Raw genomic sequence first — 15242 nt, forward strand, 5'->3', positions numbered from 1 at the left:
CGGGAGTTATCCACAGGCCCCCCGCGACGAGACGGAGAGGGGGGGAAGGCCCCGGTCCAGCGCACATCCCGCGGGAGTGGTGCCGGTGAGAAACCGGATAGCTATGCTGAGCGCGAAAGACGGCCATCGATGCGGCGGGGAAGAAGGAGAGTGTGAAATGGGAGTGGATACTCAGGGCGCCAAGCCGGCGACGGAGTGGACGCGGCGGGCGAACGCCGAAGCCGCCAAGGGTTTGCCCTTTCATGATCGTCGAGACTTCGACGACGCTGCGCGAGGGTTTCTCGGGACACTCGAGGATCCGGTCATCCGTCGCGCGGACGGCGTTCCCCTCTTCGACACGACGGCGCACGACTTCCTCTCCGACGCCGAGGCGCCGGACACGGTGCACCCGAGCCTCTGGCGGCACGCACAGGCCAATCATCACCACGGGCTGTTCGAAGTCACGACCGGCATCTACCAGGTCCGCGGCGTCGACCTCGCCAACATGACGATCGTGGAGGGCGACGAGGGCATCGTCGTGATCGACCCGCTGTCGTACGTGGAGACGTCGTCCGCAGCGCTCGCGCTCTACCGGAAGCATCGCGGCGACCGCCCCGTGCGCGCGGTGATCTTCACGCACAGCCACGTCGACCACTACAACGGCGCGCGGGGCGTCGTCGACGACGATGACATCGCCTCCGGGGCCGTCACGGTCATCGCCCCCGAGGGCTTCCTCGCCGAAGCGGTGTCCGAGAACGTCTACGCCGGCAACGCGATGAGCCGACGCGCCATCTACCAGTACGGAACCGCACTCCGCCCCGGCCCGACGGGGCAGGTGGACACCGGGCTGGCCAACGCTCTCGCGCACTCCGGGTCTTCCACCCTCGTCCCCCCGACCGACACCGTTTCGGCGACAGGCGAGACGCGGGTCGTCGACGGGGTGCGCATGGTGTTCCAGATGGCGCCAGGAACGGAGGCGCCCTCCGAGTTCCTCATCCACTTCCCCGACCACCGCGCCCTCTGCGCGGCCGAGGACGCCACGCCGACCCTTCACAACCTGCTGACGCTCCGCGGCGCCCAGGTCAGGGACGCGGTCACGTGGTGGAAGACCCTCAACGACACCATCGGGCTCTTCAGCGCCGAGACCGATGTCGTGTTCGCCCAGCACGGCTGGCCACGCTGGGGCACGGACGACGTGACCGAGTATCTCGAGAATCAGCGCGACCTCTACAAGTACATCCACGACCAGTCGCTGCGACTGGCGAACCACGGCCTCACGATGACGGAGATCGCCGAGCAGCTCGAACTGCCGGAGTCGTTGAGCATGCAGTGGTACAACCGCGGCTACTACGGAACCGTCAACCACAATTCCAAGGCCGTCTACCAGCGCTACATCGGCTGGTACGACGGCAACCCCGCGCGGCTGCACGCCCTGCCCCCGGAGCAGGCCGGCGCGAAATACGTCGAGTTCATGGGCGGCGCCGATGCCGTGGTCGAGAAGGCGCAGGCGGCATTCGAGAACGGCGAGTACCGGTGGGTCGCCGAGGTGGTCGGCCACGTCGTCTTCGCCCAGCCGGACCACGCTGCGGCGCGTGCACTGCAGGCAGACGCCTTCGAGCAGCTCGGCTACCAGTGTGAGAACCCGACGTGGCGCAACGCGTATCTGATGGGGGCCCAGGAATTGCGTCAGGGGGTGAAGGACCTCGGCGCCGTCCGGCTCGTCACCCTCGACGTGATGCGATCGATGACGCCGGAGATGATCTTCGACTACATGGGTATCAAGCTCAACGGACCGGAGGCCGCCGGGCACCGCGCCTCGATCGCCTGGACCGTCTCCTCGGGCGATGCCGCGCAGGAGTACCTCCTCGAGCTGCGCAACGGGTGCCTGATCTACACCGCGCGCTCCGGCGCAGCAGACGCCCATGTCGAATCCGACACGCTCGCGCTCGCCTCGATCGTGTTCGGAACACTGTCCGTCGACGACGCCGTCCGCGACGGCAGCCTCACGATCAGCGGCGACCGCACCGCACTGGAGAACCTCCTCGGGCTGCTGGACGACTTCTCGTTCTGGTTCCCCATCGTCGAACCCTGAAGTCCTCGCGGCATGCTCTCCCCGGGGCCGAGCATGCCGCGAGGTCTACCCCGCTCGCGCCGATCGTGCAACCCCGGCTCCGACGGGCGCGGCGGGGGATACCCTGGCACGCATGCGACCGGGATCTGAGGGGGAGATGCGGGCTCGTGCGGAGATCGACGGCCTGACCTACCTGCTGCCGCCCGGTACCGATATCGATGACCTGCGAGGGCGGATCGAAGCCGCCGCACGCACGGAGCCCACGTTCGTGTCGTTCGCGACTTCGGACGGCATCGCGAGCGTTCTCGTGCATCCCACGTCGCGGGTCTTCGTCTTCCAGGTGAGGGCGTCCGATCAGGAGAACCTCGCGTCTGATCTCGGCAGCCTGCCCGACTGGGACATCTGACTCCCCCGCGACTCCCTGCGCGGGACCGGATACGCCCCTCAAGACAGGAAGTCGTCGAGCAGGAGTTCTCCCCGCGCGTTCAGCCTTTCCATCATGTGACTCACGCGGGCGGGGTCGATCGGCGGCGGCGGCTCCGCATCGAACTCCAACACCAGCGGGATCGCCGGGTGCATCCAGGCCGAGAGACGGCCTGGCGACTTCTTTCCCGACGGCCACGTCATCATGAAGCTCTCCTGCCGGCGAAGCTTGGTGGAGATCACGATCTTCAGATGTGCCAGCAGCGTGTCATCGACCGGAATCGGCGGACGAGAGCTGTTGTATTCGAGGCTTCCCATAGACAAAAGGTAATCCCCCGCCGGGGTACTCACTGACCACTCACCCGATCCCCAGGCGCAGGATGAACAATCCGGGGTAGATCGCGAACACCACCGAGAGCGGCAGGATGAGGAAGACCAGCGGGAGGAGCATCACGATCTCCTTCCGTCCCGCCTGCTCGATCAGCGTCCGCTTGGCCTCCTCTCTCGTGTCCTCCGCTTGCGCACGCAGCACGGCCGCGAGGGGCGCTCCGTGTTCGAGCGCGGCGACGATCTGATCCACCGCGCGCGTCAGTCCGGGAAGCTCCAGCCGGCCGGCCATGTCGATCAGGGCATCGGCCAGCGAAGACCCGGTCCCCACCTCGAGGACCACTCGACGCAGCTCGGTCGTGAGTTCGCCTGACCCCACACCCGCGACCCTCTTCACGGCATCGAGGAAACCCTCGCCGGCGGAGAGACAGAGCACCAGGAACTCCAGTGTCGTCGGAAGCTCGTCCGCGAGGCGCATCTTGCGCGCCCGGATCCGCGCCGACACGTGCATCTCGCAGACGACGGCGGCGGTCGCACCGGAGAGGAGCGGGATGGCCCCGGCCGGAACCGACCACCGTCCGACGAGAACGAGGACGATGACGGCGAGCGCTCCGCCCACGACCCCGCCGAGCGCCCAGGCGAGCTGCCGTCCTCGGAAGGCGATGGGGTCGAGCGATGATCCCGCCTGCGCGAGGCGCCGCCGCAGACCCTCAGTGCCGCCGACGAGACGGTCGATCGCCTGGGCGCCGCGGACACCGAGGCGGTACCGGCCGGCGGGCTGTGCTCCCGGGCGGGGAAGGGCCTCACGCGGCAGCAGGTCATCATCAACGACATCGCGCACGTACGGCGCGACCCGCAGGACGAGCGGAGCAGCACGCCAGCGGGGCACAGTGGCGAGCAGGGCGAGCATGCCCGTCGCGAAGGCTCCGCCGAGCAGCACGGCCACGGCGAGCGCGGACAACCCGCTCATCCGAACCACCGCCGCGGCTCGGGCAGCCTGCCGATGCGGATCATGATGCGGAACGCGAGGACCGAGACGAGCGCGCCGACGCCGATCACGGCGACACCCTCCGGGGTGCCGTACGCCTTGGCACCCTCCGGGCGCAGCACCAGCAGGACGAGGATGACCCACGGCGCCACGGCCCCGAGGACCGCCGCACCGCGGATCCACGACTGCCGCGCCTCGACCTCGCCCCGGAGCGCCGCGTCGGCCCGGACGGAGGAGGAGAGGGCTCTCAGGACAGCGATGAGCTCCGTTCCGCCGACCTGGCGCGCCATCCGGAGCGTCTCGACGATCCGGTCCCCCAACGGGTCTGCGAGGAGGTCCTTCAGCCGGTCGAGACTGGCGTCGAACCGTCCGCTGCTCCGCAGGTCTCGCGCGAACACCGCGAACGCGGGGCGCAGCGGCGGCGGAGCCGACTCCGCGAGTGTGGCCAGCGCGTCCGGCAGCGACAGCCCGACGCGGATGGCGGCGATCAAGAGGTCGCAGACATCGGGCCAGAGCTGCCGGCGCAGACGTCGCAGCCTCAGCCGGCGGCCCCGCAGGAATGCGATGGGCGCCGTTCCTCCCGCGCCTCCCGCGAGGGCCGCGAGGACGGTGCTCCCGGTGACGAGCCAAGCGACCGAGGCCGCGGCCAGGGCGGCACCGGCCACGCCCAGGAGGAGGGCGCGGGCCGAGAGCCCGGGGAATCCCGCTTCCCCGGCCAAGCGGAGCAGGCGTCCGCGGTGCGCCACGGACCCGGACCGCTCCCCGGCAGGCCAGAGCCACGGAGACAGCGTCAAGAGGAGGCCGGCGGCGAGCGTCGCACCGAGCAGGATCGTCATGCGACGGCCTCCGCGGCGGCCGGGGCGCGTCGCCGGAAATCTTGTCCACCCGGGGCCGTGAAGACCGGTCTGCTGAGCACCCGCCCTCCGACGACTTCTCCGGTCGGGGCGACGACCTCCGCGACGTATCGTCGACCCGCCGCATCGCGGGCGCAGTGGACGACGAGATCGACGGACGACGCCAGGGCCGGGGCGACGAAGTCACGGTCGATGTTCCTTCCGCCGAGCAGCGGCAGCAGGCACAGCTTGTCGAGCGCCTCCGCAGCGGAGTTCGCATGGACCGTGCACGCACCTGGGACGCCGGTGTTGAGCGCGAGCAGGAGGTCCAGAGCCTCCGCGTCGCGCACCTCCCCCACCACGAGGCGGTCGGGACGCATCCGCAGGGCCTCCTTCACCAGCCGCCGCAGGGTGATCTCCCCCGTGCCCTCGAGGCTGGGCTGACGCCCCTGCAGGGCGACGACATCCGGCCCGTCGACGGCGAGCTCGAACGTCTCCTCCACCGTGATGATGCGCTGCTCGGCCGCGCACGAGGCGAGCAGAGCGCCGAGCATCGTCGTCTTCCCCGCGTGGGTGGCCCCGGAGACGATCACGGAGGCGCCCTCCCGCATCGCTTGTCCCAGGGCGCCTGCGGTCTCGGGCGGAAGAGCTCCCTGCGCCGTGAGGGCGTCGAGGGAGCGATGCCCCGGCAGGAACTTCCGGATGTTCACCGCCCAGGCCCCACGAACGACATCGGCGATCGCGACGTGCAGGCGAGAACCGTCCGGCAGCGAGGCGTCGACGAAGGGCTGCGCGATATCCACGCGCCGCCCCGTCGACTGCAGCATGCGCTCGACGAGATCCCGGACCGTCACCTCGTCCAGCCGCAGGACCGTGCGCTCCGCCACTCCACCCCGCGCCGCGTGCACGGCCCCGTCGCCGTTGACCCACACCTCCTCGATGCCCGGGTCGTCGAGGAAGGGCTGCAGAGGACCGAACCCGCTCACCGCCGCGAGCACATCCCGCACGCATGCCGCCTCGTCCTCCACGAGTTCGCCTCCCCGCGCGAGAGCCCGATCGTCGTGACGCCGCACTTCCGCCCGCGTGACGGCCCGGGCGCGGGCGGGATCCCTCGTGGGGTCCACCCCCTCGGCGCGCAGACGGCGCCGCACGACGTCGGCGATGATCGAGGCGGGCTGCTCCATCCGGGCATCCTTGCAACGATCAGGTTTCCCGGGGCGAAGTTATCCACAGCGGTACCGAGTCGCGCAGCCGCTGTCAACCGGTACGTCCCCCGTCGTGGCGCTCCCTAGGCTGAGGATCAGACCTGCGAGGAGACGATGTGCATCGCGCCACACCAGCCGCCCCTGAACCGACCCTGAGCGTGGTCATCCCGGTCAAGGACGACGCGGCGGAGCTGCGGCGGTGCCTCCGGGCCCTGGCGCGGCAGACGCTCCCGCCCGACGAGATCATCGTGGTGGACAACGCCTCGACCGACGACTCGGCCGTCGTGGCCGCGCAGCACGGCACGCGGGTCGTGCGGTGCGAGACCCCGGGCATCCCCGCGGCGAGCGCGACCGGGTACGACGCGGCGACGGGCGACGTGATCCTGCGGCTCGATGCCGACGGCGTACCGGGGCCCCGGTGGATCGAGACGATGGCGGCCGCGTGTGCACGGGATCCGCGGGTCGGAGCGTGGACCGGTGGCGCGCACTTCATCGACGGGCCCCACCTCCTGCGGCGGCCCCTCGCGGCCGCGTATCTCCTCTCCTACGTCGTCGTGTGCGGCTCCGCCCTCGGCCACGCGCCGCTGTTCGGATCGAACCTCGCCCTCCGCCGCTCGACCTGGATCGCGGTGCGCGACCGTGTACACCGCGACGACACCGAGCTGCATGACGACCTCGACCTCGCGTTCCATGTGGGCGAGCGGCATCGCATCCGCTGGATCCTGCACGCCGACATGGGCATCTCCATGCGCCCGTTCGGCAGCGGCCGCTCCTTCGCCCGGCGGAGCTGGATCGGCGTACGCACCGTCCTCGTGCACTGGCCGCAGGACTTCCCTCCCGTGCGCTGGGTGCGGCTCGCGCTGCGCCGGGTGCTCCACGGCCTGGGCGTGCCCGCGCCGGGAGCACGGCGATGACCGCGCCGCTGCTCGGAGCGCCGTCCGCCACCGAGCTGCACGTCATGACCCTGAACATCCGCCGCGATCTCGGCGCGCTCGCCTGGCCACGCGCCGACCGCTGGGAGGTCCGCCGCCCGCGGCTCCGCGCTCTCCTGCACGCCGAGCAGCCGCAGGTGCTCGGCGTGCAGGAGGCCCTGCCCGCGCAGGCCACCGCTGTCTCCGCCGCGCTCGGCCCCTCGTTCCGCCGCGTCGGCCACGGCCGTCTCCCCGGACCGCGCGGCGAGGGCTGCCCGCTGTTCTACGACGCCGACCGGCTGGAGCTGCGTGACTGGCGCCAGGTGGCGCTCTCCCGCACTCCTGACCGCCCCGGTTCCCGCTCCTGGCTGAGCGTCGCGCCGCGGGTGGCGGTCGAGGCGTTCTTCCACGATCGGCGCACCGGCGCCGCCGTCACCGTGCTGAACACCCACTTCGACGCGTTCTCCCCGTGGGCGCGACGGCGTCAGGCGCTGGCCGTGCGTGACATCGCCGCGGCGGCCGAGTCAGCCGTCATCCTTCTCGGGGATTTCAACGCCCCCGCGGGGAGCGCCCCCTGGCGCGCCCTGGAGACCTGCGGTGTCCTCCGCGACTCGTGGACGGCCGCCGTATCCCGCCGCACGCCCTCCTGGGGCACGTTCGCCGGGTACCGGCCGCCCCGGCGCGGGCGGCGCATCGACGGCATCCTCGTCTCCCCCGGACTGACCGTGCGCCGAGTGGGTGTCGACGCCCGCCAGTATGGAGGAGGCTGGCCGTCGGATCATCTCCCCGTGCAGGCGCTGATCGACCTCGCCCCCGCCGCCTTCACCCAGCCCGAGGAGACCGCATGAAAGAGGATTTCCTCCGCCCCCCGCGCTCGATCGCGGAGTACGCCGCCGATGCGGTCCGGGTGATCGGCATCCTCAGCGTGCTCGTCGCGGCGATCTGGTCGACGCCGACCGACGCGGGCATCCTCGCCCTCGCCCTGCCCGCCCTCATGCTCCCCCGCGTCCTCGGCATGCGCGGCGGCATGGATCTCGCCATCGGCGGGATCGTGCTCGTCGCCGCGGCGAGCAACGTGTTCGACCTGTACCGCACGCTTACCGGGTGGGACCTCGTCGTGCACTTCCTCTGCACGGGAGCCATCGCCGCCACCGGCTACCTCGTGCTCTCCCGCCTCGGCATCGTCGCCGCGCAGGGGTCCTCGATGTTCCGCCCGCGGATCCCGATCGTCCTCTGCACGGTGCTCGGACTCGCAGCCAGTGCCGTCTGGGAGATGATCGAGTGGGCAGGGCGCACCTTCGTCACCGCCGAGATCTTCGTCACCTACGAGGACACCATCGGCGACATGGCGATGGGCGGACTCGGCGCTCTCGCGGCGGGTGTCCTCGTCGCCGTCACCCGGCTGGAGCGTCGGCGGGACGATCCCCAGGGTGCAACGGGGCGCGGGTCAGTAGACTGAACCCACCGCGCGGGAGTGGTGGAATTGGCAGACACGCAGGATTTAGGTTCCTGTGCCCCAGGGCGTGTGGGTTCAAGTCCCACCTTCCGCACGACGGGTGCTCCGGCGCCCGCCTCGCTCCACCGCCGACACCTCACGACCGACGGGAATCCCGCCAGTGCTCGAAAGCATGCTGCACGCCCCCACCGCGCTCATCCCGTGGCTCGACCCGCAGACGATCATCGGGGCGGCGGGGCCGTGGGCCCTCCTGGTGGTCTGCTTCATCATCTTCGCCGAGACCGGGTTGCTCGTCGGCTTCCTCCTGCCCGGTGACACGCTGCTCATCATCGCCGGCCTGTTGACCCACACGAGCAATGTCTTCGGCGTCAACATCTGGGTGGTCTCGCTGCTCATCGCTCTCTCCGCGTTCATCGGTGGAGAGGTCGGTTACCTCATCGGGCACAAGGGCGGTCCCGCGGTGTTCGAGCGCAAGGAGTCCGGCCTCTTCAGCCGCAAGAACGTCGAGCGCACCAACGCCTTCTTCGAGCGCTTCGGCGGTCTCACCGTGATCCTCGCGCGATTCGTCCCGATCGTGCGCACGTTCGCTCCGGTCGCCGCGGGTGTGGGCCACATGCCGTGGCGGCGCTACTCGCTCTACAACTTCATCGGCGCGATGATCTGGGGCTTCGGTCTCACGATGGTCGGCTATCTCATCGCCTACATCCCGTGGATCCGTCACCTCGTCGTCGAGTACATCGACGTCATCCTGCTGATCGCCGTCGGCGGTACCGCGATCGTCACCCTGTGGCACTACCTCGCCGAGCGTCACAAGGCGAAGAAGGCCGCCGCCGCGGGCGAAGACGTCGTGACCGATGCCGACGAGGCGGAGGAACTCGTCCTCGATGCCGAGGTCTTCGACCGTGCTCCCGACCTGGACGGCGACGGGAAGCACTGACCCCCTCCCGGATCAGCCCGCGTTCTTGGAGCGCTTCTCCTTCGAGCGGGCGACGCTCGCGCGCAGCGCCTCCATCAGGTCGATGACCTCACCGCCGTCGGCCCCCTTCTCGGCGTCGCCGCCGAAGGTCTCCGCGACGTCGAACGTCTCGCCGGCCTCGATCTTGGCATCGATGAGCGTGCGGAGCTCCTTCTGGTACTCGTCGACGAACTCTTCGGGATCGAAGTCCGCCGAGTAGCTGTCGACGAGGGAGGAGGAGAGCTCCAGCTCCTTCTTCGAGATCCGCACGTCCTCGTCGAGGGACGGGAACTCGGCCTCGCGCACTTCGTCCGACCAGAGCAGCGTCTGCAGCACGAGCACCTTGCCGCGCACCCGCAGCGCGGCGAGCCTGGTCTTCTGGCGCAACGTGAACCGCACGATCGCGGTACGGTCGGTCTGCTCCAGGGTCTTGCGCAGCAGGACGTACGCCTTGGGCGACTTGGAGTCGGGTTCCAGATAGTACGGCTTGTCGAGGGTGAGCGGATCGACCTGCTCGGAGGGCACGAACTCCACGACGTCGATCTCACGGCTCTTCTCCGCCGGCAGCGCGGCGAGGTCGTCTTTCGTGAGCACGACGGTCTGTCCGTCGTCGACGTACGCGCGATCGATGTCGGAGTACGCCACCGTCTCACCGCACACCTCGCACGTGCGCTGGTACCGGATCCGGCCGCCATCCTTGTCGTGGACCTGATGCAGCGGCACGTCGTGGTCCTCGGTCGCGGAATACACCTTGACCGGCACGTTCACCAGCCCGAACGTCAGGGCGCCCTTCCAGATCGTCCTCATCGCACCAGTAGACACCAGCCCCACCCGTCACGGCCACCCCTTGACTACGCTGGCTCCATGGTGGGAGAGGCGCAGGTCGTACAGGTCGACGGCCGACGGCTGCGCGTGACCAACCTCGACAAGGTCGTCTACCCGGAGACGGGCACGACCAAGGGCGAGGTGATCGCCTACTACACCGCCATCGCGCCGCTGCTCCTCCCGCTCCTCGACGGGCGCCCCGTCACCCGCAAGCGCTGGGTCGAGGGTGTCGGTACGGCGACCGCCCCCGAGGACGCGTTCTTCGCGAAGCAGCTCGAGCCGGGCGCCCCGGACTGGATCCCGCGACAGGACATCCAGCACTCCGACGGGCCCAAGGCCTACCCCCTGGTGGAGGACGTGCCCACCCTCGTCTGGCTGGCCCAGGTCGCGGCGATCGAGCTGCACGTCCCGCAGTGGCGCTTCACCCCCGAAGGCCTGCCCGGCCGCCCCGACCGCCTCGTGCTCGACCTCGACCCCGGCCCCGGCGCGGACCTCGCCCAGTGCGCCCAGGTCGCGCGCATCGCCCGGACCCTGCTCACCGGCATGGGGCTGGACCCATTCCCCGTCACGAGCGGCAGCAAGGGCATCCATCTCTACGCGGCCCTGCCCGGCGAGCAGACCAGCGACGAGGTCTCCGCGGTGGTCAAGGAACTGGCGCGCATCATCGAGAACGACCACCCCGATCTCGCCACGAGCGTCATGTCGAAGTCCGTCCGCGGCGGGAAGGTGTTCCTCGACTGGAGCCAGAACAACGGCAAGAAGACGACGATCTCCCCCTACTCGTTGCGGGGTCGCTCCCGACCGGGTGTCGCCGCTCCCCGCACGTGGGAGGAGCTCGACGACCCCGCTCTCGCGCACCTGGAGCTGGACGAGGTGCTCGCGCGAGCGGCCTCCGGGTTCGACCCGCTGTCGACGCTGCGCCCCGATGCTCCGGCCCGGCCGGCGGCTCTGCGCCCCTCGTCGCCGCCGACCGCGCCTGCGATCCGTGCCGCGAACGCGTCGAGCGCCCGCCGCCCCCGTCCTCTGGCGGAGCCGGCACCGGCACCCGCCGGGACCACGCTCCCCTCCCTCGCCCCGATGCTCGCCGAGAACGGCACCCCCGCGATCGCCCGCTCCCCTGAGTTCACCGTCGTGGGTGGAGGTGAAGTGGGACGGCATCCGCGCGATCGGGACCTGGCGCGACGGGCAGATGTCCCTGCATGCCCGCCGCGGGACCGACATCACCGCCCGCTATCCCGAGCTCACGGCAGACGGCGCCCCTTTCTTCCCGGTGGACGAGGCGATCGTGGACGGGGAGATCGTCGCCTTCGACAGGGCCGCTCGACCGAGCTTCTCCCTGCTCCAGAACCGGATGCACCTGACCAGGCCACGGGAGATCGAGCGGGAGGTCGTACGCACACCCGTCGTGTACATGCTGTTCGACCTGCTCCGGCTCGACGGCCACGACCTCACCGCGATGCCGCTGCGCGAGCGCCGCACGTTGCTGGGCGACATCGTGGCGGGAATCGATGCTCCCATCCAGGTGCCGCCCGTGTTCGACGACGTCGACGCCGCGCTGGCGGCGAGCGAGGAGTTCGGGCTCGAAGGCGTGGTGGTGAAAGACCCCGCCTCCCGGTACCGCCCCGGCCAGCGCTCACCCTCCTGGCTCAAGCTCAAGAACACGCACATGCAGGAGGCCGTGATCGTCGGCATCCGCCCCGGCAAGGGCGAGCGCGAGGGCACGCTGGGCTCTCTCCTCCTCGCCGTGCCCGAGGACGGCGGCCTCCGCTACATCGGCCGAGTGGGCACCGGGTTCACCGACCGGATCCTGCGCGATCTCCTGGCCCGGCTGGAGCCACTGCGGGTGCAGCGCGCTCCCCTCGACGGCGTCCCACGGCCCGACGCAGCCGATGCGCTGTGGGTGCGCCCCGAACTCGTGGGCGAGGTGGAGTTCGCGAACTGGACGCCGGACGGCATCCTCCGGCACGCCCGCTGGAGAGGGCTGCGCCCGGACAAGGCCGTCGACGAGATCACCGTCGAGGCGTGAGCGGCACGCCGCTCAGGCGTGGTGCGGTTCGCAGTCGCTCTGCTCGGCCGGCTCGATCTGGAACGTCGAGTGCGCGACATCGAAATGATCCGCGAGACACGCCTGCATCTCCGCCAGCAGCGCCGCGGAGCGCCCGTCGGCCAGCAGGTCCGGCCGCACGCTGACATGTGCCGTGAACACGGGGGCGCCGCGGGTGAGCTGCCATACGTGCACATCGTGGACCCCGACGACGCCGTCGTAGCCGAGCAGATGGGTGCGGATCTCGCCGACGGCCATGCCCTTCGGCGCCGACTCGGCGAGCACGGAGAACACCTCCTTGAGCAGCACGAAGGCGCGCGGCAGGATCATCGCCGCGATGAACAGCGAAGCGAGCGCGTCGGCGGGCATCCACCCGGTCACGAGGATCACGCCGGCCGCGATGATGACCATGAGCGAGCCGAGCAGGTCGCCCATCACCTCGAGGTAGGCACCGCGCACGTTGAGGTTCGTGCGCTGGGCGCGACTGAGCAGCCACATCGAGACCGCGTTGGCGAGGAGACCGACGACCGCCACGACGAGCATGAGTCCGCCGGCGACCTCGATCTCCGCGGGGTTCAGCAGCCGCTGGACGCCCTGCACGGCCACCACGGTGGCGAGGGCGATGAGGATGACGGCGTTGATGAGCGCGCCGAACACCTCGGCTCGCTGATAGCCGAACGTCCGGCGGTCATCAGCCGGACGCGCTGCCACCGTGGCGGCGATGAGCGCGATCACCAGCGCCGAGGAATCGGTGAACATGTGGGCGGCGTCTGCGAGCAGCGCCAGCGAACCGGTCAGGAGAGCCCCGACGACCTGCACGATCATCACCGTGGCCGTGAGGGTCAGGGAGATCGCGAGCAGGCGTCGGCTGCTCGCCGAACGAAGGCCGCCGGGCGCGGGCGCGTGATCGTGCATGCCCCCAGGCTAGCCCGACGGCAGACGCGGAAAGGCCGTGTCCGCCTAGTCGGGAACAGTAACGATTCTCAGCTTCAGCAGGGGTTCTTGCGCGCCGATCAGAGGGCGGCGAGCAGCGGCACCAGCGCCGTGAACGCACGGGCGCGGTGCGACTGCGCCTGCTTCTCCTCCGCGGTGAACTCCCCCACCGTGCGCTCCGCACCGTCCGGCTGACCGTCCGGGATGAAGATCGGGTCGTAGCCGAAGCCCCCGGCTCCCGAGGCTTGATGCGCGAGCCGTCCTGGCCAGATGCCCTCCACGACGTGCTCGCGGCCGTCCGGCAGCACGAGGGCGATGGTCGACGTGAAGTGCGCGGCGCGATGCGGATCGGCGATGTCGCGCAGCTGGTCGAGGAGCAGCTCCAGGTTCGCCGCCGCGTCCTTCTTCTGCCCCGCCCAGTACGCGGAGAACACCCCGGGCGATCCGCCGAGCACGTCCACACAGATGCCGGAGTCGTCGGCGAGCGCGGCGAGCCCGGTGTGCGCGGCGGCTGCACGCGCTTTGAGGAGGGCGTTCTCGGCGAACGTCACTCCGTCCTCGACCGGCTCGGGTCCGTCGTACCCGACGACCTCCAGGTCGGGCCGCGTCCGCTGGACGATCTGCTGGAACTCCGCGACCTTGTGCGGGTTGTGGGTCGCCAGGACGACGCGCATGCTCAGGCTCCCGCCAGGGCGGCGAGCTGCCGCTCCTTCAGCTCCGCGCAGCCGGCGACGCCGAGGTCGAGGAGCGCGTCGAGCTCACGCTTGTCGAACGGCGCACCCTCCGCCGTGCCCTGCACCTCGACGAACAGGCCACGGCCCGTCACGACGACGTTCATGTCGGTCTCGGCGCGGACGTCCTCGACGTAGGCGAGGTCGAGCATCGGTTCCCCGTCGACGATGCCGACCGAGACCGCGGAGACGGAGTCGAGCAGCGGTGTCGAGTTCTTGCCGATGAACTTCTTGTCCCGGCCCCACTCGATCGCGTCCGCGAGCGCGACGTAGGCGCCGGTGATGGCCGCGGTGCGGGTGCCGCCGTCGGCCTGGAGCACGTCGCAGTCGATGACGATGGTGTTCTCGCCGAGCGCCTTGGTGTCGACGACGGCGCGCAGCGCCCTGCCGATGAGACGGGAGATCTCGTGCGTGCGGCCGCCGATGCGACCCTTCACGCTCTCCCGATCGTTGCGGCTGTTCGTCGCCCGCGGGAGCATGGCGTACTCCGCCGTGACCCAGCCCTTGCCCTTGCCGGTGAGCCACCGAGGCACGCCGTTCGTGAACGAGGCGGTGCTCAGCACCTTCGTCCCGCCGAAGCTGATGAGAGCGGAGCCCTCGGCCTGCGCGCTCCAGCCGCGCTCGATGGTGATCTCACGGAGCTGCGAGGCGGAACGGCCGTCGGCGCGGACGATGTCGGTCATGGGCTTCTCTCGGTCGGGGATGGAGCGACGCGCTCAGCGTGCGTCGAGGGCGGAATCGGGAAGCGTGATGACGCCGGTCTGGACGAGCTGCACGTCGCGCACCTCGCGCCCCATGAGCCGGTTCGCGAGGGCTGTGAAGTCGTCGGCGGAGTCCCCCGTGGCCTCGTAGACGTAGGTCGCGGTGGCGTCCGCGGACGCGAGCAGGTCCCCCCGCACGAGTTGACGGTACACGTCACCCGCCGTCTCGTCGTCGCTGGAGACCAGGGTCACCCCCTCCCCCATCACGTAGCTGATCGCGCCGCGGAGGAACGGGTAGTGCGTGCAACCGAGGACCAGCGTGTCCACCTCGGCGTCCCGCAACGGGGCGAGGTACTCCTCCGCGACGGCGAGCACCTCGGGCGTGCCGGTGACGCCCGCCTCGACGAACTCGACGAACCGGGGGCAAGCGGCCGTGAACACCTCCAGCCGCTCGTTGACCTCGAGCATGTCCTGATAGGCGCGGGAACCGATGGTGCCGACGGTGCCGATCACGCCGACGCGGCCGTTCCGCGTCGTCGAGACCGCGCGTCGCACAGCCGGTCCGATCACCTCCACCACCGGCACGTCGTAGCGTTCGCGCGCGTCGCGCAGCATCGCCGCGGAGGCTGTGTTGCACGCGATCACGAGCATCTTGACGCCCTGATCGACCAGGGTGTCGAGGACTTCGAGCGCGTAGCGCCGCACGTCCGCGATGGGCTTGGGCCCGTATGGCGAGTGGGCGGTGTCGCCGATGTAGACGAACGATTCGCGGGGCAGCTGGGCGCGGATGGCCCTGGCCACCGTGAGCCCGCCGACACCGGAGTCGAAGATCCCGATGGGCGCGTCGTTCATGACTCCCC

15 protein-coding genes, 1 tRNA gene and 1 pseudogene are annotated in these 15242 nt (G+C 70.4%); 8 read left to right on the forward strand and 9 right to left on the reverse strand.

Annotated features, from left to right (window positions below; translation table 11 throughout):
* Positions 1-157: 157 nt before the first annotated feature.
* A complete protein-coding gene (locus tag FY549_RS15535; protein WP_159463229.1) occupies positions 158-2071 on the forward strand; it encodes an alkyl/aryl-sulfatase in 1914 nt (637 codons plus the stop codon).
* A 112-nt stretch (positions 2072-2183) separates the two neighbouring features.
* Positions 2184-2456 (forward strand): hypothetical protein, encoded by a 273-nt coding sequence (locus tag FY549_RS15540; RefSeq protein ID WP_149085777.1) that lies wholly within the window; start codon positions 2184-2186, stop codon positions 2454-2456.
* A gap of 38 nt (positions 2457-2494) precedes the next feature.
* Here FY549_RS15540 and FY549_RS15545 read toward each other — a convergent pair whose 3' ends face one another.
* From FY549_RS15545 to FY549_RS15560, 4 genes are read right to left on the reverse strand one after another with little or no spacing between them, the layout of a single operon-like run.
* Positions 2495-2791, reverse strand: coding sequence for a hypothetical protein (locus tag FY549_RS15545; RefSeq protein WP_149085778.1), 297 nt, complete (start codon positions 2789-2791; stop codon positions 2495-2497).
* Between the two features lie 40 nt (positions 2792-2831).
* The gene (locus FY549_RS15550; protein ID WP_149085779.1) at positions 2832-3770 is read right to left on the reverse strand and encodes a type II secretion system F family protein; all 939 of its coding nucleotides are present in this window, start codon (positions 3768-3770) and stop codon (positions 2832-2834) included.
* Positions 3767-4624, reverse strand: a complete 858-nt coding sequence (locus FY549_RS15555) for a type II secretion system F family protein (protein WP_149085780.1) — start codon at positions 4622-4624, stop codon at positions 3767-3769. Before FY549_RS15555 ends, FY549_RS15550 begins: the two co-directional genes overlap by 4 nt.
* The gene (locus FY549_RS15560) at positions 4621-5805 is read right to left on the reverse strand and encodes a CpaF family protein (RefSeq protein WP_149085781.1); all 1185 of its coding nucleotides are present in this window, start codon (positions 5803-5805) and stop codon (positions 4621-4623) included. Before FY549_RS15560 ends, FY549_RS15555 begins: the two co-directional genes overlap by 4 nt.
* 137 nt (positions 5806-5942) lie before the next feature.
* Between FY549_RS15560 and FY549_RS15565 the strand changes: the two genes are divergently transcribed.
* The 5 genes from FY549_RS15565 to FY549_RS15585 all read left to right on the forward strand — a co-directional run bounded on the left by FY549_RS15565 (position 5943) and on the right by FY549_RS15585 (position 9130).
* Positions 5943-6740 (forward strand): glycosyltransferase family A protein, encoded by a 798-nt coding sequence (locus FY549_RS15565; RefSeq protein ID WP_149085782.1) that lies wholly within the window; start codon positions 5943-5945, stop codon positions 6738-6740.
* Positions 6737-7585 (forward strand): endonuclease/exonuclease/phosphatase family protein, encoded by an 849-nt coding sequence (locus FY549_RS15570; protein WP_149085783.1) that lies wholly within the window; start codon positions 6737-6739, stop codon positions 7583-7585. The genes FY549_RS15565 and FY549_RS15570 overlap by 4 nt, the downstream gene beginning before the upstream one ends.
* Entirely contained in the window at positions 7582-8196 is a 615-nt protein-coding gene (locus tag FY549_RS15575; RefSeq protein WP_149085784.1) for a hypothetical protein, read from the forward strand. The genes FY549_RS15570 and FY549_RS15575 overlap by 4 nt, the downstream gene beginning before the upstream one ends.
* Before the next feature lie 9 nt (positions 8197-8205).
* Positions 8206-8287: transfer RNA gene (locus FY549_RS15580), tRNA-Leu, on the forward strand.
* Between the two features lie 78 nt (positions 8288-8365).
* Positions 8366-9130 carry a DedA family protein gene (locus FY549_RS15585; protein ID WP_149085785.1) on the forward strand — a complete coding sequence of 255 codons (765 nt, stop codon included), beginning with the start codon at positions 8366-8368 and terminating at the stop codon, positions 9128-9130.
* Between the two features lie 12 nt (positions 9131-9142).
* Here the strand turns inward: FY549_RS15585 and FY549_RS15590 are convergent, their stop codons facing one another.
* Positions 9143-9955 carry a Ku protein gene (locus tag FY549_RS15590; RefSeq protein ID WP_149085786.1) on the reverse strand — a complete coding sequence of 271 codons (813 nt, stop codon included), beginning with the start codon at positions 9953-9955 and terminating at the stop codon, positions 9143-9145.
* 57 nt (positions 9956-10012) lie between these two features.
* Between FY549_RS15590 and ligD the strand changes: the two are divergent.
* Positions 10013-11999, forward strand: a pseudogene (gene ligD, locus FY549_RS15595) (non-homologous end-joining DNA ligase).
* 12 nt (positions 12000-12011) lie between these two features.
* Here ligD and FY549_RS15600 read toward each other — a convergent pair.
* From FY549_RS15600 to murI, 4 genes are all read right to left on the reverse strand, one after another.
* The gene (locus tag FY549_RS15600; protein ID WP_149085787.1) at positions 12012-12932 is read right to left on the reverse strand and encodes a cation diffusion facilitator family transporter; all 921 of its coding nucleotides are present in this window, start codon (positions 12930-12932) and stop codon (positions 12012-12014) included.
* A 98-nt stretch (positions 12933-13030) separates the two neighbouring features.
* Positions 13031-13624, reverse strand: coding sequence for an RdgB/HAM1 family non-canonical purine NTP pyrophosphatase (gene rdgB / locus FY549_RS15605; RefSeq protein WP_149085788.1), 594 nt, complete (start codon positions 13622-13624; stop codon positions 13031-13033).
* Between the two features lie 2 nt (positions 13625-13626).
* On the reverse strand, positions 13627-14364 hold the full coding sequence (rph, locus tag FY549_RS15610; protein WP_149085789.1) for a ribonuclease PH: 738 nt from the start codon (positions 14362-14364) through the stop codon (positions 13627-13629).
* A 33-nt stretch (positions 14365-14397) separates the two neighbouring features.
* Positions 14398-15234 carry a glutamate racemase gene (gene murI, locus FY549_RS15615; protein WP_149085790.1) on the reverse strand — a complete coding sequence of 279 codons (837 nt, stop codon included), beginning with the start codon at positions 15232-15234 and terminating at the stop codon, positions 14398-14400.
* Positions 15235-15242 lie beyond the last annotated feature (8 nt).

Source organism: Microbacterium sp. 1S1 (genome assembly GCF_008271365.1).
Taxonomy (GTDB): Bacteria; Actinomycetota; Actinomycetes; order Actinomycetales; family Microbacteriaceae; genus Microbacterium.

What these genes read in the sequence shown, in the direction of transcription:
- FY549_RS15535 (WP_159463229.1), top strand. Translation starts at nt 158, where the DNA reads ATGGGAGTGGATACTCAGGGCGCCAAGCCGGCGACGGAGTGGACGCGG.
- FY549_RS15540 (WP_149085777.1), top strand. Translation starts at nt 2,184, where the DNA reads ATGCGACCGGGATCTGAGGGGGAGATGCGGGCTCGTGCGGAGATCGAC.
- FY549_RS15545 (WP_149085778.1), bottom strand. Translation starts at nt 2,791, where the DNA reads ATGGGAAGCCTCGAATACAACAGCTCTCGTCCGCCGATTCCGGTCGAT.
- FY549_RS15550 (WP_149085779.1), bottom strand. Translation starts at nt 3,770, where the DNA reads ATGAGCGGGTTGTCCGCGCTCGCCGTGGCCGTGCTGCTCGGCGGAGCC.
- FY549_RS15555 (WP_149085780.1), bottom strand. Translation starts at nt 4,624, where the DNA reads ATGACGATCCTGCTCGGTGCGACGCTCGCCGCCGGCCTCCTCTTGACG.
- FY549_RS15560 (WP_149085781.1), bottom strand. Translation starts at nt 5,805, where the DNA reads ATGGAGCAGCCCGCCTCGATCATCGCCGACGTCGTGCGGCGCCGTCTG.
- FY549_RS15570 (WP_149085783.1), top strand. Translation starts at nt 6,737, where the DNA reads ATGACCGCGCCGCTGCTCGGAGCGCCGTCCGCCACCGAGCTGCACGTC.
- FY549_RS15575 (WP_149085784.1), top strand. Translation starts at nt 7,582, where the DNA reads ATGAAAGAGGATTTCCTCCGCCCCCCGCGCTCGATCGCGGAGTACGCC.
- FY549_RS15585 (WP_149085785.1), top strand. Translation starts at nt 8,366, where the DNA reads ATGCTGCACGCCCCCACCGCGCTCATCCCGTGGCTCGACCCGCAGACG.
- FY549_RS15590 (WP_149085786.1), bottom strand. Translation starts at nt 9,955, where the DNA reads ATGAGGACGATCTGGAAGGGCGCCCTGACGTTCGGGCTGGTGAACGTG.
- FY549_RS15600 (WP_149085787.1), bottom strand. Translation starts at nt 12,932, where the DNA reads ATGCACGATCACGCGCCCGCGCCCGGCGGCCTTCGTTCGGCGAGCAGC.
- rdgB (WP_149085788.1), bottom strand. Translation starts at nt 13,624, where the DNA reads ATGCGCGTCGTCCTGGCGACCCACAACCCGCACAAGGTCGCGGAGTTC.
- rph (WP_149085789.1), bottom strand. Translation starts at nt 14,364, where the DNA reads ATGACCGACATCGTCCGCGCCGACGGCCGTTCCGCCTCGCAGCTCCGT.
- murI (WP_149085790.1), bottom strand. Translation starts at nt 15,234, where the DNA reads ATGAACGACGCGCCCATCGGGATCTTCGACTCCGGTGTCGGCGGGCTC.